We start from the raw sequence: 20,880 nt of genomic DNA, 5'->3' as shown, positions 1-20,880 counted from the left end.
GGCGGAGCCCCGGGGTCAGCGGAGGAACGCCGCCGCGACACCGGCGTCCACGGGGACGTGCAGGCCCGTGGTGTGCGTAAGGTCCCCGCCGGTCAGCGCGAACACCGCGTTCGCCACGTGTTCCGGCAGGACCTCCCGCTTCAAAAGGGTCCGCTGCGCGTAGAACTCGCCCAGCTTCTCCTCCTCCACCCCGTACACCGCCGCCCGCTTGGCGCCCCAGCCACCCGCGAAGATCCCGGACCCGCGGACCACGCCGTCCGGGTTGACCCCGTTGACCCGGATCCCGTCCCCGCCCAACTCGGCGGCGAGCAACCGCACTTGGTGGGCCTGGTCCGCCTTCGTCGCCGAGTACGCCACATTGTTCGGGCCGGCGAACACCGCGTTCTTGGAGGCGATGTAGACGATGTCGCCGCCCATCTCCTGCGCCCGCATCACCCGCGCCGCCTCGCGTGAGACGAGGAACGAACCGCGCGCCATGATGTCGTGCTGGAGGTCCCAGTCCTTGGCCGTGGTCTCCAGGAGCGGCTTCGAGATGGAGATGCCCGCGTTGTTGACGACCAGGTCGACACCGCCGAAGGCCAGCGCCGCCGCCTTGAAGGCGTCCGCGATCTGCTCCTCGGACGTGACGTCGACCGTCACGGCGACCGCCTTGTCGGGGCCGCCCAGCTCCTCGGCCACCGCCGCCGCGCCGTCCGCGTTGAGGTCGGCGACGACCACGCACGCACCCTCGGCGACGAGCCGGTGGGCGATCGCCTTGCCGATGCCGGAGCCCGCGCCCGTCACCAGGGCCACCCGCGTGGCGAGCGGCTTCGGCTTCGGCATCCGCTGGAGCTTGGCCTCCTCCAGCGCCCAGTACTCGATGCGGAACTTCTCCGACTCCTCGATCGGCGCGTACGTCGACACGGCCTCCGCGCCACGCATCACGTTGATCGCGTTGAGGTAGAACTCGCCCGCCACGCGCGCCGTCTGCTTGTCCTTGCCGAACGAGAACATGCCGACACCGGGCACGAGCACGATCGCCGGGTCCGCGCCGCGCATCGCGGGGGAGTCGGGCGTCGCGTGCCGCTCGTAGTAAGCGGCGTACTCGGCACGGTAGTCGGCGTGCAGCTCCTTCAACCGCTCGGCCACGACGTCGAGTTCGGCCGTGGGCGGCAGGTCGAGGACGAGCGGGCGGACCTTCGTACGAAGGAAGTGGTCCGGGCAGGAGGTGCCGAGCGCGGCGAGGCGCGGGTGCTCGGCGGAAGCCAGGAAGTCGAGGACGGGGCCCGAGTCGTCGAAATGGCCGACCTGCGGGCGGTCCGTCGAGGCCAAGCCCCGGATCAGCGGGGCGAGTTCAGCGGCACGCGCACGGCGGCCGGCCGCGCCGAGCGCCGCGTAGCCCTCGATGACCGGGCCGAACGGCTCCTCCTTGCCGCGCTCGGCGAGGAACGTCTCGGCGGTACGGATGATGTACAGCGAGTTGGCCTCGCACGCCTCGGCCGTGTCGCCCCATGCCGTGATGCCGTGGCCGCCGAGGATGCAGCCGATCGCCGCCGGGTTGGCGGCCTTGATGGCGGCGATGTCCAGGCCGAGCTGGAAGCCGGGGCGCCGCCACGGCACCCACACGACCTTCTCGCCGAAGCACTCGGCGGTCAGCTTCTCCCCGTCGGCCGCGCAGGCCAGCGCGATACCGGAGTCCGGGTGCAGATGGTCGACGTGCGCCGCGTCCACCAGACCGTGCATGGCCGTGTCGATGGACGGCGCGGCGCCGCCCTTGCCGTGCAGGCAGTAGTCGAACGCGGCGACCATCTCGTCCTCGCGCTCCACGCCCGGGTACACCTCGGTGAGCGCCTTGAGCCGGTCCACGCGCAGCGCGGCGAGGCCGGCCTCCGTGAGCGTGCCCAGGTCGCCGCCGGAGCCCTTGACCCACATCAGCTCGACGTCGCCGCCGGTGACCGGGTCCGTCTCGGTGGCCTTGGCGGAGGTGTTGCCACCGGCGTAGTTGGTGTTGCGGGGGTCGGCGCCGAGCCGGTTCGAGCGGTCGAGGAGGGCGGCGACCTGAGGGTGCGTAGCCATGAAAGGTCCTAAATTCCTGAGGAGTTGACTGCGGTGAACTGCGGAGAGGTGGTGAGGGCCTGATCCGAACGGCAGGCCCTACGCGCCCCACCCCGCCTGTTCCCCACCGACCCGCTCGGCGACGATCCGCTCCTGCCAGCCGGACGCGGCGTACGCGCCGACCGGGTCTGCCGCGAGCCCCTGCTCCTCGCGCCACTCCGCCAGGAGCGGCCGCACGTCGGTGTTGTACGCGTCCATGATCACGGCGTTCGCGGCCAGGACGTCGCCCGAGGCCTGCGCGGTGTTCAGCGCCTCGCGGTCCACGAGCAGCGCCTTCGCGGTGGCCTCCTGCACGTTCATCACGGAGCGGATGACCGCCGGGATCTTCGCCTCGATGTTGTGGCACTGGTCGAGCATGAACGCCACGTTGGTCTCGGGGTCGAAGCCGCCGTTCTTCGCGACCTCGTGCAGGATGCGGAACAGCTGGAACGGGTCGGCGGAGCCCACCATCAGGTCGTCGTCCGCGTAGAAGCGGGAGTTGAAGTCGAAGCCGCCGAGCTTCTTCGCGCGCAGCAGCAGCGCCACGATGAACTCGATGTTGGTGCCCGGCGCGTGGTGGCCGGTGTCGACAACGACCTGCGCCTTGTCACCCAGGTTCATGCACTGCATGTACGAGGTGCCCCAGTCCGGCACATCGGTGGTGTAGAAGGCCGGCTCGAAGAACTTGTACTCCAGGAGCAGCCGCTGGTCGTCGCCGAGCCGCTCGTAGACGGTGGCGAGGGACTCGGCGAGGCGGTCCTGGCGGGCCACGATGTCGTCCTGGCCCGGGTAGTTGGTGCCGTCGGCGAGCCAGATCTTCAGGTCCTTGGAACCCGTCGCGTCCATGATGTCGACGCACTCCAGGAGGTGGTCGACCGCCTTGCGGCGCACCGCCGGGTCCGGGTGGCAGACGCTGCCGAGCTTGTAGTCGTCGTCCTGGAAGGTGTTGGAGTTGATGGTGCCGAGCTCGACACCGCGCTCCTTGGCGTACGCGGACAGGGTCGCGTAGTCGTCGACCTTGTCCCACGGGATGTGCAGGGCGACCTTCGGGGCGATGCCGGTGAACTCGTGCACCTTCGCGGCGTCGTCGAGCTTCTCGCGGGGCGTGCGGGGCACACCGGCCTGGGCGAACACCTTGAACCGGGTGCCGGAGTTGCCGTAGCCCCAGGACGGCGTCTCGATCCGCTGGTTGGCGAGTGCGGCCTTCACGGCAGCGATGTCAGGCATGTCCACCTCTGAGTACACGGGTCTGCGAGCCGTCTGCTGAATCGTCTCTGAATCGATCGTGTGTGAATCGATTCATTGTGCAGTGAAGCTAGTCCCCCTCGTGGGGTGCGTCAAGGGGGTGCGCGTCAACTCTCCCGCGTTACGGAATCGTTTCGTACGTCGATGTATTCCGGCCGTTCAGACCCCTTGACCAGGGCCCCGGGGCGTGGCTAGCTTCCGGAACGTTTCACTGAAACATTTCACGTCGGGTGCCCTTCGACCCCTGGAGACCTGTCATGACGCCACCTGAGCCGGAGACCACTCCGGTGCTCGCCCTGGAGGGGGTGAGCAAATCCTTCGGTGCCGTGCGCGCCCTGCGCGGTGTGTCACTGAGCCTGCACGCGGGCGAGGCGCACGCCCTCGCCGGTGAGAACGGCGCCGGAAAGTCGACGCTCATCAAGACCCTCGCCGGGGTGCACCGCCCGGACACCGGGACGGTGCTGCTCGACGGCTCCCCGGCCGAGTTCCACGGTCCGGCCGACGCCCGCGACGCCGGTGTCGCCGTCATCTACCAGGAGCCGACGCTCTTCCCCGACCTGTCCATCGCCGAGAACATCTTCATGGGCCGCCAGCCGCGCCGCTCCTTCGGCCGCGTCGACCACACCTCCGTCAAGGAGGCCACGGCCGCCCTCTTCAAGCGGCTCGGCGTGGAGCTCGACCCGGACCAGCCGGCCCGCGGCCTGTCCATCGCCGACCAGCAGCTCGTCGAGATCGCCAAGGCGCTGTCCTTCGACGCCCGCGTGCTGATCATGGACGAGCCGACCGCCGCGCTCACCGGCAGCGAGGTGGCCCGCCTGTTCGGCGTCGTACGGACGCTGCGCGAGCAGGGCGCGGCGGTCCTGTTCATCTCGCACCGCCTGGAGGAGATCTTCGAGCTGTGCCAGCGGGTGACGACACTGCGCGACGGGGCGTGGGTGGCGAGCGAGCCGGTCGAAGGACTCACCGAGGACGAGCTGGTGCGCCGCATGGTCGGCCGCGACCTCGACGAGCTCTACCCCAAGCAGGACACCGAACTCGGTGAAGTGGCCCTCAAGGTCAGCCGGTTGACCCGCGAAGGGGTGTTCACCGACGTGTCCTTCGAGGTGCGGCGCGGCGAGATCGTCGGGCTCGCCGGGCTCGTCGGCGCGGGCCGCAGCGAGGTGGCCCGCGCCGTGTTCGGCGTCGACCGCTTCGACGGCGGCGAGGTCGAGGTGCTCGGGCAGAAGCTCAAGCCCGGCGCGCCGAGCCTCGCGATGCACGCGGGCCTCGCGCTCGTGCCGGAGGACCGGCGGGCCCAGGGCCTCGTGATGGACATGTCCATCGAGCGCAACATCGGGCTCACCGGCTTCGCCGACACGTCCCGCGCGGGCCTCATGAACCGCAAGGCGGAGCGCAGCCGGTCCCTGGACTGGTCGGTGAAGCTCCAGGTCAAGTACGCACGCCTCGCCGATGTCGTCGGCACGCTGTCCGGCGGCAACCAGCAGAAGGTCGTCCTCGCCAAGTGGCTCGCCACAGGCCCGCAGGTGCTCATCGTCGACGAGCCCACGCGCGGCATCGACGTCGGTACGAAGGCCGAGGTGCACCGGCTGCTGTCCTCGCTCGCGGCGGAGGGCGTCGCCGTCCTGATGATCTCGTCCGACCTGCCCGAGATCCTCGGCATGGCCGACCGGGTGCTCGTGATGCACGAGGGCCGGCTCTCCGCCGAGCTGCCGCGCGCCGAGGCGAACGAGGAGTCCGTGATGGCGGCGGCCACGGGGAGGGCCGCGTGACGTCCGTACCCGCACACGCAGCCCGCACCGCGAGGAGCACCGCATGACCATCACCGCACCACCCGTACGCGAGGACGCGGCGCCACCGCCCACCGCGGGCCGTCGCCTCCTCGACAAGGTGTTCAAGGCACGCGAACTCGCCGTCGCCGCCGTGCTCGTGGTGATGCTGCTCGCCACGCAGGTGTCGAACACCGAGTTCCTGTCGCAGCAGGGCGTCAAGGACCTCCTCCTGAACGCCACCATCCTGGTCCTCGTCGCCACCGGCCAGGCGATCGTCGTCATCACCCGCAACGTCGACCTCTCCGTCGGCTCCGTGCTCGGCATCTCCGCCTTCGCCGCCGGTGACTACCTTCAGGGCGGCGGCAGTTCGCTGATCGCCGTCGTGTACGCCGTCGCCATCGGCACCGTCTTCGGCGTCCTGAACGGCGCACTCGTCAGCCTCGGCAAGGTGCCCGCCCTCGTCGTCACGCTCGGCACGCTGTACGTGGTGCGCGGCATCGACTCCATCTGGGTCGGCTCGCAGCAGATCGTCGCCGCCGACCTGCCCGACGGCTTCGTCGACTTCGGCCACGACGGCATCTGGGTCGTGCCCTACCTGGCGCTGCTCGCCGTCGCCGTCCTGGTCTGCGTCGGCTACTACCTGCGCAGCTACCGCAGCGGCCGCGAGATGTACGCGCTCGGCTCCAGCCCCGAGGCCGCCAACCTCGCCGGCATCCCCGTCCGCAAGCGCATCATGACCGCCTACGTGCTGTGCGGCGCGCTCGCCGGGCTCGCGGGCGCCCTGTACCTGGCGCGCTTCGGCAACGTCGACTCCGGGACCGGCAACGGCTACGAACTCACCGTCGTCAGCGCCGTCGTGGTCGGCGGCGTCGCCTTCACCGGCGGCGCCGGCACCGTCTACGGCGCGGCCCTCGGTGCCCTGCTGCTGACCTCCATCAACAGCGTGCTGCCCGCCATCGGAGTCAGCTCCGTCTGGGTCACCGCCATCAACGGAATCCTGCTGCTGCTCGCCATCGCCGTCGACCGGATCGTCGCGCTGCGCGTCGCCGCAGTGCTGCGCAAGCAGGCCGCACAGATGAGGAGCGCCCGCCATGCCTGAGACTCTGAAGGCCGGCTCCCTGAAGGCCGACTCCCTGAAAAGCACGGTGCGCTGGGACACCGCCGTCGGCGCCCTGCTGATCGTGCTGCTGCTCTGCTCGTTCGCGTTCGTCGACAACTTCGGCAACGCGCTGAACCTGTCGTTCCTGATCGGCAACACACTGCCCATCGCGATCATCGCGCTGCCGATGACGATGCTCGTCATCTCCGGCGAGGTCGACCTGTCGGTGGGCTCCACGGTCGGCCTGTCGGGCGCCGTGATGGGCGCGCTGTGGAACAACGGCATGGCCATCGAGACGATCATCCCGCTGTGCCTGCTGCTCGGCGTCGTCTGCGGCCTCATCAACGGGCTGCTCGTCACCCGCCTCGGCCTGCCGTCGCTCGCCGTCACCATCGGCACCATGGCCGCATACCGGGGCATCGCGCAGATCGTCCTCGGCTCGGACTCGGTCACCGACTTCCCCTCCCAGTACCTGGACTTCGGCGCGAACCGGATCGGCGACACGTTCATCCCGTACGCCGCCCTGCCCTTCGTCGTCCTCCTCGCCATCGCGATCGTCGTGCTGCACGCCACCCGCATGGGCCGCTCCCTCTTCGCGATCGGCGCGAACGAGGAGGCCGCCCGGTTCGCCGGCGTGCGCGTGAAGCGGCTCAAGCTGTCGATGTTCGTGACGACCGGGCTGCTCTCCGCGCTCACCGGTGTCTTCTGGGCCCTGCACTACGCGAGTGCCCGCTACGACAACGCCACCGGGCTCGAACTCTCCGTCATCGCCGCGGTGTTGCTCGGTGGCATCGACTTCGACGGCGGGAAGGGAACCCTCGGTGGCGCCATCGCCGGTGTGTTCCTGCTGGGCACGCTCCAGAACGTGATGAGCCTGCTCAACGTCTCCGCGCAGTCGCAGATCGTCGTCACCGGTGTGCTGCTCGTGATCTCGGTGCTCGCGCCGCGCGTCGGCCGCCAGATCGCGCAGGCGAGGTCCCGCAAGAGGACGGTCACCGCGGTCACTTGAGGCGCCCGCCCGTACCACTCACTCCCGCCCACCCCACGTAAGGAACCGCCATGTCCCAGAAGACGCGCCGGCTCACCGCGGCCCTCGCCGTGACCACCGCCCTCGTCCTCGGCGCCGCCGCCTGCGGCGGCACCACCAAGTCGGACTCCAACAAGGAGGACGCCAAGTCGGCGGCCGCAGGAAAGGCCGACCCGAACGCCAAGACCAAGAAGGGCCTCACGGTCGCCTTCCTGCCCAAGCAGGTCAACAACCCGTACTTCACCACCTCCGACACCGGCGGCAAGAAGGCCCTCGCGGACCTCGGCTCGAAGTACAAGGAGGTCGGCACCAGCTCCGGCACCGACACCTCCGGACAGGTCTCCTACGTCAACACCCTCACCCAGCAGCAGGCCGACGCCATCGCCGTGTCCGCGCAGGACCCGGGCGCCCTGTGCACCGCGCTCAAGCAGGCCATGAAGAACGGCGTCAGCATCGTCACGTACGACTCCGACACCAAGGTCGACTGCCGCAACGTGTTCGTCTCGCAGGCCAGCGCGGAGGACCTCGGCCGCACCCAGGTCCAGGAGATGGCCAAGCAGATCGGCAACAAGGGCGAGATCGCGATCCTCTCGGCGGCCCAGACGGCCACCAACCAGAACACGTGGATCAAGTACATGAAGGACGAGCTGAAGAAGCCCGCCTACAAGGACATCAAGCTCGTCACCACCGCCTACGGGGACGACGACGCGCAGAAGTCGTTCCAGCAGACCCAGGGCCTCCTCCAGGAGCACCCGAAGCTGAAGGGGATCATCTCCCCGACCACGGTCGGCATCAAGGCGGCGGCCCAGTACCTGTCGGGCTCGAAGTACAAGGGCAAGGTCAAGCTGACCGGCCTCGGTACCCCCAACGACATGCGTGCCTACGTCAAGAACGGCACCGTCGAGGCCTTCGAGCTGTGGGACCCGGCGAAGCTCGGCGCGCTCGCCGCGCACACCGCGGTCGCCTTGGAATCCGGGCAGATCACCGGCAAGGCGGGGGAGAAGTTCAAGGCCGGGGACATGGGCGAGTACACGATCGAGAAGGACGGCGTCGTGACCCTCGGCAAGCCGACCGTCTTCAACAAGTCGAACATCGACGACTACAAGTTCTGAGCGGGAAACCACACATGAGTGACATGCAACGCGTCTGCTTCCTGCTCAAGGTCAAGGCCGACCGCATCGAGGAGTACCGCGCCCGGCACGAGAACGTATGGCAGGAGATGCGCGAGGCCCTGACCGCCACCGGCTGGCACAACTACTCGCTCTTCCTGCGCGAGGACGGACTGCTCGTCGGCTACCTGGAGACCGAGGACTTCGACAAGGCCCGCGCCGCGATGGACGCCACCGACGTGAACGCCCGGTGGCAGGCCGAAATGGGCGAGTTCTTCGAGGCGTTGGACGGGCAGGCTCCCGACGCCGCGATGCGCCCGCTCACCGAGGTCTTCCACCTTGCGTGAACGCGGTCAGGGCCGGGCGACGGTCGGCATCAAGGACGTCGCCCGGGAGGCCGCGGTCTCCGTCGGCACCGTCTCCAACGTCCTCAACCAGCCCGACCGGGTCTCCGGGCCCACCCGCCGCCACGTCCAGCAGGTCATCGCCCGCCTCGGCTACGTACGCAGCGAGTACGCCCGCCAACTGCGGGCCGGGCACAGCCGGATCGTGTCCCTGCTCGTCCTCGACATGGGCAACCCGTTCTTCGTGGACCTCGCGCGCGGCGCCGAACGCGCCGCGCGCGAGGCGGGATTGGGGGTGATGGTGTGCAACAGCGCGCAGAGCCCCGCCGTGGAGGCCGAGTACCTGTCGACGTTCGCCGAGCAACGGGTGCGCGGCGCCCTCATCACCCCGGCCGACCCCAGCGGCGCCACGCTCCGCGACTTCCGCCGCCACGGCATCCCGTACGTCGTCGTGGACCGCGTCGCCGGCGACGAACCGGGCTGTTCGGTGGCGGTCGACGACGTGGCGGGCGGCGCGCTCGCCCTCCGCCACCTCGTCGACGCGGGACACCGCAGCATCGCCTACGTCAGCGGACCGCCCCAGCTCAAACAGGTGCAGGACCGCCGCGAGGGCGCCCACAAGGCCCTCGCCGAAGCGGGCCTCCCCGCCACCCACCTCTACGAACTCCCCACGGACCGCCTCGACGTGGCGGCGGGCCGCGACGCGGGCGCCCGCCTCCTCGGCCTCGCCCACCGCCCCACCGCCGTCTTCTGCGCCAACGACCTCCTGGCCCTCGGCGTCCTCCAATCCCTCTACGCGGCCGGGGTCCGGGTCCCCGACGACATGTCGCTGATCGGCTACGACGACATCGAATTCGCCTCGGCGGCGACGGTCCCGCTCACCTCGGTCCGCCAGCCCGCCGTCACCCTCGGCGCGACGGCGGCGCGGCTGCTCCTGGAGGAGACGGGGGAGCAGGCGGCCGCCCATCGGCATCAACACGTCGTTCTGAAGCCGGAGTTGGTCGTACGGGGGTCCTGCAAGGTGCCGGGTTGATCGGGACGGTGGTGCGTCCCCAGGTCAGGAGTGCGCCAGCGCCCATTCGAGGGCGTGGTCGGCGATCTCCTCCCAGCCGTCCTGCGCCGGCATCAGGTGGGAGCGGCCCGGGTACTCGATGATCTCGGTCAGCGCCCCCGACTTGTAGTGCTTGGCGTTGGAACGCTGGATCTTCGGCGGCATCAGGTGGTCGTTCTCACCGGAGATGAACAGCAGGGGCGCACGCTTGTCGTTGTGGTAGTCGACGTACGAGTCGGCGTGACCGGGGTGGATGTTGGCCAGCGCGCTGCCCCAGAACACATGGCCGGAGGCCGGGATGTGGTAGCGCTCGTACGCCGCCCGCGCCTGGTCCTCGGGGAAGGTGTTGGTGAAGGCGTAGCGCCACTGGTCGTAGGTGAAACCGACGGCCTTGTGCCGGTTGGCGGGGTTCTTCAGTACCGGAAACGTCGCTCTGGCCTGCGCCAGGGGGATCACCGCGACGCCCTCGGTGGGGGCGGAGTTCATCGCGACGCCGCAGGCGCCGTAGCCGTGGTCCAGCAGGACCTGGGTGAACACCCCGCCCGCGGAGTGCCCCATGAGGATCGGCCGGGTGTCGAGGCCGTCGATCAGCTTCTCCAGCGACGAGATGATCTCGGGGACGGAGAGCTGCTCGATGGGGGCCGGGTCGGCGTTGAGGGCCTCCACCTCCACCTCGAAACCGGGGTAGCCGGGCGCGAGCACCCGGAAGCCCTTGGCCTGGTAGTGGGTGATCCAGTGCTCCCAGCTGCGGGGCGTGACCCAGAAGCCGTGGATGAGGACGATCGTGTCGGGTTTCACGGGTGGACCCTTCAACGGGTTGCGGCGTAGGCGGACTTGATGACGTCGGCGGCGGCCCCCGGGTGGGAGATCATGACGACGTGCGAGGAGCGGATCTCGGTCACCTTGCTGCCGGCGCGCTTGGCCATGAACCGCTGGACGGCGGGCGGGATGACCTTGTCCTGGGTCGGAATCAGGTACCAGGAAGGGATCGTCTTCCAGGCGGGCGCGCCGCTCGGGCCGCTGAGCCCCTCGACCGAACCGGGGCGCTGCGTGACGGCCATGAGACGTGCCTCGGACGCGGGCAGATCGGCCGCGAACACCGCCCGGAACTTCTCGGCGGCGATGTAGCCGTCGGTGCCCTCGCCGCCGCCGGGCAGCGGATAGGGGCGGGGCACGAGCGCGGCCCCCAGCTCGCTGCCGGGGAACTGCTGGGCCAGTTGCAGCGCGCTCTCGCCCTCGTCGGGCGCGAACGCCCCGAGGTACACCAGGGCCTTGACGTCTCCGTGCCCCCGGGCGGCGTTGGTGATGACGATGCCGCCGTAGGAGTGGGCGGCCAGGATCACCGGTCCTGTGAGGGTGTCCAGCACGCTGGAGATGTACGCGGCGTCGCCCGCGGAGTCCCGCAGCGGGTTGGCGGGCGCGATCACCGGGAAGCCGCTCTTGTGCAACAGCCCGATGGTGGCGTTGAAGCCGGAGGCGTCGGCGAACGCGCCGTGCACGAGGACGACCGTCGGTTTGGTGCCGCCGGCCTTTCCGGCGGACGCGGCCGATGCGGGGGCGGCGGAGCCGACGAGGGCCGCGGCGCCGGCCGCGAGCGCGCCGCCGAGGACACGGCGGCGCGGAGGATGACCGGGGTTCATGGGTGACTCCTTCTGAAGCGGGCAGGCAGGGAAGGGCCGTGCGGAGAGCGCGTGCCGGGCTCGGTGCGGCGCGGTCTCTGGAGCCCTCTCAGGAGTTGAGGAACTCCAGCAGATCCGCGCCGAGTTGGTCCTTGTGCGTGTCGGTGATGCCGTGCGGGGCGCCCGGGTAGACCTTCAGCGTCGCGTTCTTGATGCGGGCGGCCGACGCCTTGCCGCCGACCTCGAAGGGCACGACCTGGTCGTCGTCACCGTGGACGACCAGCGTGGGCACGTCGATGGCGTCCAGGTCGGCGCGGAAGTCGGTCGCGGAGAACGCCGCGACGCACTCGTACGCGCTGCGGTGCCCCGCCTGCAGGCCCTGGAGCCAGAACGCCTCCCGGATCCCCTGGGAGACATCGGCGCCGGGCCGGTTGTTGCCGAAGAACGGGCCGTCGGCCAGGTCGCGGTAGAGCTGCGAGCGGTCGGCGAGCGAACCGGCCCGGATGGCGTCGAAGGTCTCGACGGGGACGCCGCCGGGGTTGTCGGCCGTCTTGAGCATGAACGGCGGCACAGCGGAGACGAGGGCGACCTGGGCGACGCGGGCGGTGCTGTGGCGCCCGACGTAACGTGCGACCTCGCCGCCGCCGGTGGAGAAGCCGACCAGGGTGACATCCCGCAGGTCCAGGGTGTCGATGAGCGTGGCCAGGTCGTCGGCGTAGGTGTTCATCTCGTTGCCGCTCCACGTCTGCGTGGAGCGGCCGTGGCCGCGCCGGTCGTGGGCGATGACGCGGTAGCCGTGGGTGGCCAGGAACAGCTGCTGGGCCTCCCAGCTGTCGGAGTTCAAGGGCCAGCCGTGGCTGAGGACGACGGGGCGGCCCGTGCCCCAGTCCTTGTAGAAGATCTGCGCGCCGTCGGATGTGGTGACGTAGGGCATGAACTGCTCCCGACCGAAGAGGGGTTGGCTGTGACGCTCCGATGGTTCGCCGGGGCGCGCGGTCGTCGCATCACGTGCGCCACGTAGTGGGCGCGGTCACGCGCGTAGGGCCTCGGCGAGCCGCCGCCGGGAGGGCACGTCCAACTTCCGGAACACCTTGCGCAGGTGGTAGTCGACCGTGCTGGCGCTGATGATCATCCGTGTGGCGATCTCGGCGTTGGTCGCGCCCTGCGCCGCCAGGTGGGCGATCCTCAGCTCTTGCGAGGTCAGCGGCTCCCGTACTCCTTCGGGAACCTTGGTCAAGTGCGCTCCGGTGGCGGCCAGTTCGCGCGCGGCGCGCTGGGCGAAGGCGCCCGCCTCCATCGCCCGGAACATGGTCAGGGCGGTCCGCAGCGGCGCCCGGGCGTCCTTGCGGCGCCTTCGCCGGCGCAGCCATTCGCCGTACAACAAGTGGGCGACGGCCAGATCGGCCTCGGCGCTCGTCCGCGACAGCAGATCGAGGGCCCCGCGGTACAGCGGCTCGGCGTCCCCCGCCCCGGCGAGCAGGGCCCGGGAGCGCGCCAGCAGCCCCAGCGCCCACGGCGTGCCCGCGGCCGTGGCCCGGACGGACAGGATGCGCAGGGCCGCGGTCGCCAGCGTGCGGTCCCCGCAGCGCACACCCACCTCGACGACCGCCGGCAGGTGCCGGGAGTGCAGTCCGAGCGCATCGGGCCGGACGAGCTCTTCCGCCACCGGGCGGGCCGTGGCGTAGTCGCCGCTTCCCAGCGCGAGAATCAGCACGCCGCCGTGCGCGAGGGACTCCAGCGCTCCGTCGCCGCATGCGCGGGCGTCCTCTAGGGCCCGGTGCAGGGCTTCCCGCGGGCCGTTGTCGGCGGCACGCCAGGCCGGCAACTCGGCGTTGCGGCAACGCTGTGGCTGTGCGGCGGGTCTGCCCATCGCCGCCCGGAGCTGCCGACCGTCGGCCTCCAGCGCCTCGGCGGCCGTCAGATGTCCCAGCGTGGTCTCGGCCATGGCGGAGCAGGAGAGGATCGCGTCGAGGTGTCCCAGGGCTCCGCGCCTCCGGGCGATGTCATCGGCGCGTTCCAGGAGGGCGGTCCGGGCGTCGTGGTCCCACAACAGGGTGGAGAACCAGGCGCCGAGCCCGTAGCCGCCCAGCACCACATCGTCGGGAGTGTCTGGTGCGAGCAGCGATGTCAGGGCCTTGCGCAGCTGGGGGACGGCCTGTTCATAGCCGGCACCGGACAGGACGGTGAAGCCGCGCAGCAGTTCGTCGATGCCCGTCGGTGGCTCTGACGCTGCCAGGGAGTCCACCGCGCGTGCGATCTCGGTGGCCGTCGTGGCGGGGGCCCGGTGCCCTGCGGCGAACGTCAACTCGGCTGCTTGCAGCAGCGCTTGGCGCCTGCGGCCCGGCTCCTGGTCCCCGAACGCGGACGCGGCGGCGAGGCACAGCGCCGACGCCCGCGCATGGGCATCGGGCCCGCCCAGGCCGTCGACGACACCGGCCCGCACCAGCAGCGCGCCGGCCCGCCCCGTCTCGCTCAACAGACCGGCGTCGACCGCCCCCAGAAGCACTTCGGCCTGCCGTGGCGCTCCCGTGGCGACGGCGGCCTCGGCGGCGGCGAGAAACCGCCCGGCACGGGCACTGCCCTCCGGCGAGAGCTCCGCCGCCCGCGTCATGAACGTCACACGTGCCGCGTGCCCGCCGCGTGTCGCGGCCCGGTCGGCGGCACGTTCCACCTCGTCCGCCACGGCGGCGTCAAGGCCGGGCACGGTGGCGGCGAGATGCCACGCGCGCAGATCCCGGTCGTCCGGCCGGTCCGTGACCTCCGCCAACGCGCGGTGCGCAGCCCGCCGTTGCACGCTCGTGGCACCCCCGTACACGGCCGAGCGCACCAGCGGATGCCGGAACTCCACGGCGGCGCGCAATGTCACCATCCCCGCGCCTTCTGCGGGACCCGACGCGTCCGCCGCGATCCCCAACAGGTCCGCCGCGCGCGCGAGACAGTGGAGGTCACCGCTGGGCTCGGCGGCGGCGAGCACCAGCCACATGCGCGTGGCGTCGGGCAGCCCGCGTACCTGCTGCCGGTAGTGCTCCTCCAGTCGGCTCCCCACGGGCAAGGGCTCGGGCAGGGCCAGCGAACCGGCGAGGTGCTCGGCGGAGAGTTCCCGGCCGAGGTCGCTCAGCGCCCGGGGGTTGCCGCCGGTCGCCGCCACGATGCGAGCCCCGACCGCGGGGTCCAGCGGACCGTCCGCCACGGAACGCAGCAGCTCCAGCGCATCCGGCTCGGCCAGGCCGGGGACCGGGACGACGGGCAGACCGGGCGGGATGTCGAAACCGGTACGGGCGGCGAAGACGAAGCCGACGCCCTCGGCGTGCAGCCGGCGGCCCACGAAGGCGAACACCTCCAGGGAGTCCCGGTCGAGGAGGCAGGCGTCGTCGACACAGCACAGCAGCGGACGCAGCTCGGCCTTGTCCGCGAGGAAGGCCAGCAGGGCGAGTCCGACCAGGAACCGGTCCGCCGGAGGTCCGTCGGCGAGCCCGCAGGCGACCTTCAGCGCCTCCTGCTGGAGTGGCAACAACGCGCCGTCTTCCTTCAGTTCGTCCTGGAACGGGACGAGCAGCCGTTGCAGCGCGGCGAACGCGAACCCTGACTCCGCCTCGATCCCCGCCAGCCGCAGTACCCGAAGGTCCGCCGCCTCCGTGACCACGTGGTCGATCAGTGCGCTCTTGCCGATCCCCGCGTCGCCCTGCAGGAAGACGACGCCACTCAGCCCCTGACGCAGGTCCGCGACCAGGAGGTCGAGTCGTCGGCGCTCATCGGACCGGCCGTGGAAGGTCATACCCAGCACCTCTCGCCGCACCCCGGAGTTGTGAAGGACTTGTGCGGGAGCGTGCCACGGGTGTCGTCCGTCGGCTTGCCCCTGCCTGACGGTGCCTGTCCTCTCCGTGCCAGGACCCTGGCCGCACGCGACCCTCCGCACCTGGCGCACCGTGCGCCCCAGGAGACATGCGGGCAGGCCCGTGCTGCGTACATTCACCTTTGCCCGGCAAGACGCACACGGCGGACACTGACGCCTCGGGCGGCGACGGGCCGCTGCCGGCAGGGGAGGCGTCGTGCTCGTCCTCGACACAAGCGACCTTCCGGTCGGCGACCGGATCGCGGCCTTCGAAGCGGTGGCCGCCGGCGCCGGCGGTGTCTCCTCCGTCCAGGGGGAGGAGCCCGAGGGAACGGTCTGGCAACGCCTCGAACTCTGGCCCCTCGGACCCCTCACGCTCTTTCACACCCAGGGCACCGGGATGCGCGTCTCCCGCTCACTCCGACAGGCGCGACGCGACTCGCTGGACACCGTCGCGATCAATATCCATCGCCAGGGATCCGGCGGCTTCTCCTGGACCGACCACCACCAGCGCATCGGCCCGAACAGCGCGACCCTGCAACACATGCCCGCCGGGTACGAGTACTGGTGGTCCGGGATCGGCAGCACGCTTGCCCTGATGTTCGACACCGAACGCCTCGGCCTGCCCGAGGAGTCGATCCGCAATGCGATCCCGACGCTCGAACACAGCCCCGTCGGCCGCCTGTTGATCAACCACGTGCACGGCCTGCACAACATCGCCGACCGCGTCACCACGGGCCCCGAAGCCGACGCCCTGGCATCGGCCACCCTGGAACTCGTCCGGGCCTGGGTGGTGTCCGTCACGGGCGACGACGCCACCCGCCGCGCCGTCGCCGCGGAAACCCTCCTGACCCGGGTCCTGGCCTACGCCCGCGTCCATCTGAGGGAACCCGACCTCACCCCGCAACGGATCGCGTGGGCGCACAACACGTCCGTGCGGACGCTGTACCGCCTGTGCGCGGACGGCGGGCTCAGCCTCGAGAAATGGATCGTCCGCAGACGGCTCGAGGGCGCCCGCAGCGACCTCGCGGCCCCCGCACACGCTCACCGCACGATCGAGGCGGTCGCCCGCAGTTGGGGCTTCGGCAATCCCGCCTTCTTCTCACGCCGCTTCCGCGAGGCCTACAGCACCACTCCCAGCGAATGGCGAAGGCTGTCGCGGCAGGGCGAGCCCTCCTGACGTCCTCCACCGAGTGCCCACGGAGGATGAGGAGAGCCCGCCCGATCGCGTCAGCGCACCGAACCCGATCGCGTCAGCGCACCGAACTCGTCAGCCGGTACTGCCCCGGCGGCAGCCGGAACGTCGCCCTGCCGTCGGCGAATCCTGCCGCCCGCACGCCCTCGACCTGCGCGAGCGGTGTACGCCCCGCGCGCACCGACGAAGCCGACACGCTGGGCAGGCTCAGCGTCGCCTCCGTGTTGGCGGGCACGGTGGCCTCGAACGTCAACGTCCCGTCCTTGGCCAGCTCCCAATCGCTGGTGATCTCGCCGTAGGGCGACAGATGCCGCGCCGATACCTGGGTGATGGCGCCGGTCGGGTCGAGGTGCGGCTGGAGCCGGAAGCGCCGGAACCCGGGGTGGTCGGGGTCGACGGCGATGCCCGCCATGTACGCGTACATCCACTCCATGATCGCGCCGTACGAGTAGTGGTTGAAGGAGTTCATCTCCACCGGGCCGAAACCGTCGTCCTTGGAGTAGGAGTTCCAGCGTTCCCAGATCGTCGTCGCACCGTTCTTCACCGAGTACAGCCAGCTCGGCATCGCGTCCTGGTGCAGCAGCTTGTACGCCAGGTCGGGGCGGCCCTCGTCGGTGAGGACCGGCGCCAGCACGTTCACCCCGAGGAAGCCGACCGACAGGGTGTTCTCCGCGTAGTCGACGCGGGCGCTGTCGGGGTGGGCGGCCTTGTACGCCGCGTCGTTGCCGATGTTGTCCGCCAACAGGCCGACCAGCGACCGGCGTTGGGCCTGGGTGTCGTAGAAGCCGAGCTTGAGGACCCACAGGAGCGCCGACTGGCTGTTGTCCTCCGGGTCGCCGCCCATGACCGGCTTGCCGCCGAGGCTGGACCGTACGGTGATCTTGTCGCCGTCGACGGCGATGTACTTGGCCATGAAGGCGCGGCGGACGCGGGTGAAGAGGTCCTCGTACGCCTTCGACTCCGCGGCGCGGTCGGTGGCCTTCGCCATCTGTGCCATCAGGCGGACGCTGTACGCGTAGTAGACGTCGCTCATCAGCTGGGTGCCGGTGTTCTGGAAGGCGAGCCAGTCGGCGAAGATCGCGCCCTGTCCCGCGTAGCTGTCGCCGCCCTTCTTCTTGATCCAGTCGATGTAGCGGACCATCGCGTCCCAGCCGCGGTCGACGATGGTCCGGTCGCCGCTCATCTGCCACACGGTCCACGGCACGACGACCCCGCAGTCCGCCCAACCGCTGCACGGCTCCGCGGCGTTGTACCGGTTGCCGGGCGCGACGGCCGTGAACTGCGCGCCGTCGACGCCGTACGTCCTCTGCGATTCGATCAGGATGTCCTCGAAGTGGCTGAGGAAGGCGACCGAGTCCGTGTTGTAGAGACCGGTGCTGGAAAACACCTGCGTGTCGCCGGTCCAGCCGAGCCGCTCGTCGCGCTGCGGACAGTCGGTGGGCACCCACAGATAGTTGCCGCGCTGGCCCCAATGGACGTTGCTGATCAGCTGGTTGATGTCTTCGTCGTTGGTCGTGATGCTGCCGGTCTCGCGGATCGCGGAGGTCGCGACCTTGCCGGTCAGGTCCGAGACCGTGACCTCGGCGTCCTTCGTGGTCACCGCCACGGACACATAGCGGAATCCGTAGAAGGTGAGCGAGTCCTGGTGTGTCTCGCCGTCATCCGCGCCCTTGAGGACGTACGTGCTCGTGGCCTTCGCCGAGCGCAGATTGGCCCGGTACAGCGAGCCCTCGGGGCCGTCCGCGCCCTTGCTGTCGTCGTTGAGCATCTCGCCGAACCTGACGACGACTTCGGCTCCGGCGGTGCCGCGCAGCGTGTAGCGGGGGACGCCGACCATGTTCTGGCCGAGGTCGAAGACGGCGGTGTCACCGGGGCGCAGGGTGACAGGACCCGGCTTGCCGTCGGTGGAGCGGGCGGGGTCGGGGACGATGCGGCCCTTGCCGTTGGCGCTCGACTCCTCGCCCGTGACCTCGGAGTAGACCGTCAGCGACTGCGGTGTGCGGTCCCACTTCTCCATCAGACGGGCCGTCTCGCCGGGGTAGGCGGTCAGCTTGGCGTCCGGGAACTTCGCGGCGTAACCGACCTCCTCCACGTCCGCCCACTTCGAGGCGTCGAAGCCGCTCGCCGTCCAGCCGGTGAACTCCTTGCGGGCGTCGTAGGTCTGACCGTCGTAGATGTCGTCGGCGCGGTAGGGGCCGGTGTCGGTCGCCTGCCAGCCCGCGCCCGGCTTCGTGACGACGCTCTGCGTGCTGCCGTCCGCGTACCGGATCAGGAGCTTCGCCTTGAGGGCGAGCGGATTGCCGTCCTTGGAGTAGTACTTACTGCCTTCCGAGACGCGCGCGTTGTACCAGCCGTTGCCCAGCACGGCGGCGAGCGTCACGGCACGGCCCCCGCCGCGGGTGACCGACTCCGTGACGTCGTACGTCATGTAGTTGACGCTCGTGTCGTAGTTGGTCCAGCCAGGGGTGAGCAGTTCGGCCGTGCGGCCCTCGCCCTCGGGGACCGTGACACGCTCGCCGTTGACGTACGCCTCGTAGACACCGAGCGCCGACACGTACAGACGCGCCTCGCGCACCTGGCCCTTGCCGCGCAGCGCGGTCTCGCTCCGCAGCAGCGGCGCGCCCGCCGAGTTGGGCTTCTTGCCCTGCATGCCGACCCACTGCGCGCCGTCCCAGCGGGTGGTGCCGTCGCTGCTCAGCAGGGCGGTCTCGAAACGGGCGGCGGGGGAGGTGCCGACCTCGCGGCCGTCCGCGTCCCACACCGTCACGGACCAGAAGTACCCGGTGGACGGCTTGAGTTCGGGCCCGTCGTAGCGCACGGCCACCGAGTCGGACGACGTCACGCGGCCGCTGTCCCACACGTCGGCGCGGGCGAGCCGCGCGGCGCTGGATGCCACCCGGATCCGGTACGCGCCCTGGGTCAGGCCCCGCTTCCGTGAACCGAGCCGCCAGCCGAAGCGGGGGCGGGTGGCGTCGGTGCCGAGGGGGTCGACGCGGTGTTCGGTGGTGAGTCCGGTGACGGCGCCGTTCGGGGGAGCGGGTGGAGCGGGGAGAGTGGCCGGTCCGGTGGGGGCCGCGGCGGCGGACGGGGCCGGGGCCGCGATGACGGGCACCGCGCCCGCGCTCGCGGCGAGGACGGTTCTGCGACGTATGTCGCTGCGCATCTCGGGGTGTCCCTTCGTCGGTGAAGGTGTTCCGGTTCAAACGATTCAGGTACGCGCCTCGAGAGGCAAGGGGCGTGCATGAGGTATGTATGAGGCGCATCCGGCCTACTGATACGACATGCTGGGTGGACGGAGGCAGGGGGAGGGGCGTCGCGCCTGCTGGGGAGATGGTCAAGTCCGAAACGATTCACCCGGTCGTCCGATGTGTCGAACACCGGACGGGCCCCGCCACGTACACTCCGACTGCCGCACCAGCTCACCAGGAGGACCACACCCGATGGGACAGTCCGTGGGGATCAAGGACGTCGCCCGTGAAGCGGGGGTGTCCGTGGGCACGGTCTCGAACGTCATCAACCGGCCCGAGGCCGTGGCCGACGCGACGCGTGCCCGCGTGCAGGCCGCCATCGAGCGGCTCGGCTACGTCCGCAGCGAGTCGGCGCGGCAGTTGCGCGCCGGGCGCAGCCGCATCATCGGCCTGCTCGTCCTCGACATGGGCAACCCGTTCTTCGTGGATGTCGCGCGTGGAGCCGAGCGCGCCGCGCGGGACGCCGGGCTCGGGGTGATGGTGTGCAACAGCGCGCAGAGCCCGGCCGAGGAGGCCGAGTACCTGTCGCTCTTCGCCGAGCAGCGGGTGCGCGGAGTCCTGTTGACGCCCGCCGAGGCGACAGGGCCCACCGTGGAGGCCTTCCGCCGGCACGACATCCCGTTCGTCCTGGTCGACCGCGTCGCCGAGGGCGCCACCGAGTGCTCGGTCTCGGTCGACGACGTCAACGGCGGCGCGCTCGCCGTGCGCCACCTCATCGACGCGGGACACCGCAGCATCGCCTACGTCAGCGGCCCCCGCACGCTCAACCAGGTCCAGGACCGCCGCCAGGGCGCCCTGCGCGCCCTCAAGGAAGCCGGCCTCCCGTCCTCCGCGTTGCGCGAACTCCCGACCGAACGGCTCGACGTGGCGGCGGGCCGCGACGCGGGCGCCCGCCTCCTCGGCCTCACCGAGCGCCCCACCGCCGTCTTCTGCGCCAACGACCTCCTCGCCCTCGGCGTCCTCCAGTCCCTGTACGCGGCCGGGGTCCGGGTCCCCGACGACATCGCGATCGTCGGCTACGACGACATCGAGTTCGCGGCGGCGGCCGCGGTCCCGCTCACATCGGTGCGGCAGCCCGCGGTCCACATGGGCGCCCTGGCCGCGGACCTCCTCCTCGAGGAGATCGAGGCGGCGGACGACCCCGGGCGTGCGCACGAGCACCGACGGGTGGTGCTGCAGCCGGAGTTGGTGGTGCGCGGATCGAGCCTGGGCGCGCGCTGAAAGTCAGCGGACCGTTCGGCCCTACCCGGGGCGGGCGCCCGCGGCTAC

15 protein-coding genes are annotated in these 20,880 nt (G+C 70.7%); 8 read left to right on the top strand and 7 right to left on the bottom strand.

Features of this window, described 5'->3' with window-relative positions:
• Positions 1 to 15 precede the first annotated feature (15 nt).
• Complete coding sequence (locus ACOKM3_RS01860; RefSeq protein ID WP_426896188.1) at positions 16 to 2,055, bottom strand: bifunctional aldolase/short-chain dehydrogenase; 2,040 nt, start codon at positions 2,053 to 2,055, stop codon at positions 16 to 18.
• Positions 2,056 to 2,133: 78 nt separating this feature from the next.
• Complete coding sequence (gene rhaI / locus ACOKM3_RS01855; protein WP_426896187.1) at positions 2,134 to 3,300, bottom strand: L-rhamnose isomerase; 1,167 nt, start codon at positions 3,298 to 3,300, stop codon at positions 2,134 to 2,136.
• 275 nt (positions 3,301 to 3,575) lie between these two features.
• Between rhaI and ACOKM3_RS01850 the strand changes: the two genes are divergently transcribed.
• Genes ACOKM3_RS01850 through ACOKM3_RS01825 form a run of 6 tightly spaced genes read left to right on the top strand, consistent with a single transcriptional unit; the run spans position 3,576 to position 9,699 of the window.
• Positions 3,576 to 5,087 carry a sugar ABC transporter ATP-binding protein gene (locus ACOKM3_RS01850; protein WP_426896185.1) on the top strand — a complete coding sequence of 504 codons (1,512 nt, stop codon included), beginning with the start codon at positions 3,576 to 3,578 and terminating at the stop codon, positions 5,085 to 5,087.
• A gap of 43 nt (positions 5,088 to 5,130) precedes the next feature.
• The gene (locus tag ACOKM3_RS01845) at positions 5,131 to 6,186 is read left to right on the top strand and encodes an ABC transporter permease (protein ID WP_266717875.1); all 1,056 of its coding nucleotides are present in this window, start codon (positions 5,131 to 5,133) and stop codon (positions 6,184 to 6,186) included.
• Positions 6,179 to 7,195, top strand: coding sequence for an ABC transporter permease (locus ACOKM3_RS01840; protein WP_426896183.1), 1,017 nt, complete (start codon positions 6,179 to 6,181; stop codon positions 7,193 to 7,195). The genes ACOKM3_RS01845 and ACOKM3_RS01840 overlap by 8 nt, the downstream gene beginning before the upstream one ends.
• Before the next feature lie 50 nt (positions 7,196 to 7,245).
• Positions 7,246 to 8,325, top strand: a complete 1,080-nt coding sequence (gene rhaS / locus ACOKM3_RS01835; protein ID WP_426896181.1) for a rhamnose ABC transporter substrate-binding protein — start codon at positions 7,246 to 7,248, stop codon at positions 8,323 to 8,325.
• A 23-nt stretch (positions 8,326 to 8,348) separates the two neighbouring features.
• Complete coding sequence (locus ACOKM3_RS01830; RefSeq protein ID WP_403994389.1) at positions 8,349 to 8,669, top strand: L-rhamnose mutarotase; 321 nt, start codon at positions 8,349 to 8,351, stop codon at positions 8,667 to 8,669.
• On the top strand, positions 8,662 to 9,699 hold the full coding sequence (locus ACOKM3_RS01825) for a LacI family DNA-binding transcriptional regulator (protein ID WP_426896180.1): 1,038 nt from the start codon (positions 8,662 to 8,664) through the stop codon (positions 9,697 to 9,699). Before ACOKM3_RS01830 ends, ACOKM3_RS01825 begins: the two co-directional genes overlap by 8 nt.
• 24 nt (positions 9,700 to 9,723) lie before the next feature.
• On the opposite strand, the gene ACOKM3_RS01820 is transcribed toward ACOKM3_RS01825, so the two are convergent.
• The 4 genes from ACOKM3_RS01820 to ACOKM3_RS01805 all read right to left on the bottom strand — a co-directional run bounded on the left by ACOKM3_RS01820 (position 9,724) and on the right by ACOKM3_RS01805 (position 15,111).
• Positions 9,724 to 10,515: an alpha/beta hydrolase gene (locus tag ACOKM3_RS01820; protein ID WP_426896178.1), complete on the bottom strand. Its 792-nt coding sequence runs from the start codon at positions 10,513 to 10,515 to the stop codon at positions 9,724 to 9,726.
• Between the two features lie 11 nt (positions 10,516 to 10,526).
• Complete coding sequence (locus ACOKM3_RS01815; RefSeq protein WP_426896176.1) at positions 10,527 to 11,357, bottom strand: alpha/beta fold hydrolase; 831 nt, start codon at positions 11,355 to 11,357, stop codon at positions 10,527 to 10,529.
• A gap of 88 nt (positions 11,358 to 11,445) precedes the next feature.
• Positions 11,446 to 12,270 carry an alpha/beta fold hydrolase gene (locus ACOKM3_RS01810; protein ID WP_426896175.1) on the bottom strand — a complete coding sequence of 275 codons (825 nt, stop codon included), beginning with the start codon at positions 12,268 to 12,270 and terminating at the stop codon, positions 11,446 to 11,448.
• Between the two features lie 96 nt (positions 12,271 to 12,366).
• Entirely contained in the window at positions 12,367 to 15,111 is a 2,745-nt protein-coding gene (locus ACOKM3_RS01805) for a LuxR C-terminal-related transcriptional regulator (RefSeq protein ID WP_426896173.1), read from the bottom strand.
• 274 nt (positions 15,112 to 15,385) lie between these two features.
• On the opposite strand from ACOKM3_RS01805, the gene ACOKM3_RS01800 reads away from it, so the two are divergent.
• Positions 15,386 to 16,348 (top strand): helix-turn-helix domain-containing protein, encoded by a 963-nt coding sequence (locus ACOKM3_RS01800; RefSeq protein WP_426896171.1) that lies wholly within the window; start codon positions 15,386 to 15,388, stop codon positions 16,346 to 16,348.
• 73 nt (positions 16,349 to 16,421) lie between these two features.
• On the opposite strand, the gene ACOKM3_RS01795 is transcribed toward ACOKM3_RS01800, so the two are convergent.
• Positions 16,422 to 19,526 carry a family 78 glycoside hydrolase catalytic domain gene (locus ACOKM3_RS01795; RefSeq protein ID WP_426896169.1) on the bottom strand — a complete coding sequence of 1,035 codons (3,105 nt, stop codon included), beginning with the start codon at positions 19,524 to 19,526 and terminating at the stop codon, positions 16,422 to 16,424.
• Positions 19,527 to 19,803: 277 nt separating this feature from the next.
• Here ACOKM3_RS01795 and ACOKM3_RS01790 point away from each other — a divergent pair, with 277 nt between their 5' ends.
• Positions 19,804 to 20,832, top strand: a complete 1,029-nt coding sequence (locus tag ACOKM3_RS01790) for a LacI family DNA-binding transcriptional regulator (RefSeq protein WP_426896167.1) — start codon at positions 19,804 to 19,806, stop codon at positions 20,830 to 20,832.
• Positions 20,833 to 20,880 lie beyond the last annotated feature (48 nt).

Source organism: Streptomyces nidicola (assembly GCF_050106155.1).
Taxonomy (GTDB): Bacteria; Actinomycetota; Actinomycetes; order Streptomycetales; family Streptomycetaceae; genus Streptomyces.
This window is presented reverse-complemented; position numbering and strand designations above follow the sequence as displayed.

Coding starts and splice junctions, on each gene's coding strand:
- ACOKM3_RS01815 (WP_426896176.1), bottom strand. CDS start 11,357: ATGAACCCCGGTCATCCTCCGCGCCGCCGTGTCCTCGGCGGCGCGCTC.
- ACOKM3_RS01850 (WP_426896185.1), top strand. CDS start 3,576: ATGACGCCACCTGAGCCGGAGACCACTCCGGTGCTCGCCCTGGAGGGG.
- ACOKM3_RS01830 (WP_403994389.1), top strand. CDS start 8,349: ATGCAACGCGTCTGCTTCCTGCTCAAGGTCAAGGCCGACCGCATCGAG.
- ACOKM3_RS01860 (WP_426896188.1), bottom strand. CDS start 2,055: ATGGCTACGCACCCTCAGGTCGCCGCCCTCCTCGACCGCTCGAACCGG.
- ACOKM3_RS01790 (WP_426896167.1), top strand. CDS start 19,804: ATGGGACAGTCCGTGGGGATCAAGGACGTCGCCCGTGAAGCGGGGGTG.
- ACOKM3_RS01795 (WP_426896169.1), bottom strand. CDS start 19,526: ATGCGCAGCGACATACGTCGCAGAACCGTCCTCGCCGCGAGCGCGGGC.
- rhaS (WP_426896181.1), top strand. CDS start 7,246: ATGTCCCAGAAGACGCGCCGGCTCACCGCGGCCCTCGCCGTGACCACC.
- ACOKM3_RS01845 (WP_266717875.1), top strand. CDS start 5,131: ATGACCATCACCGCACCACCCGTACGCGAGGACGCGGCGCCACCGCCC.
- rhaI (WP_426896187.1), bottom strand. CDS start 3,300: ATGCCTGACATCGCTGCCGTGAAGGCCGCACTCGCCAACCAGCGGATC.
- ACOKM3_RS01810 (WP_426896175.1), bottom strand. CDS start 12,270: ATGCCCTACGTCACCACATCCGACGGCGCGCAGATCTTCTACAAGGAC.
- ACOKM3_RS01840 (WP_426896183.1), top strand. CDS start 6,179: ATGCCTGAGACTCTGAAGGCCGGCTCCCTGAAGGCCGACTCCCTGAAA.
- ACOKM3_RS01805 (WP_426896173.1), bottom strand. CDS start 15,111: ATGACCTTCCACGGCCGGTCCGATGAGCGCCGACGACTCGACCTCCTG.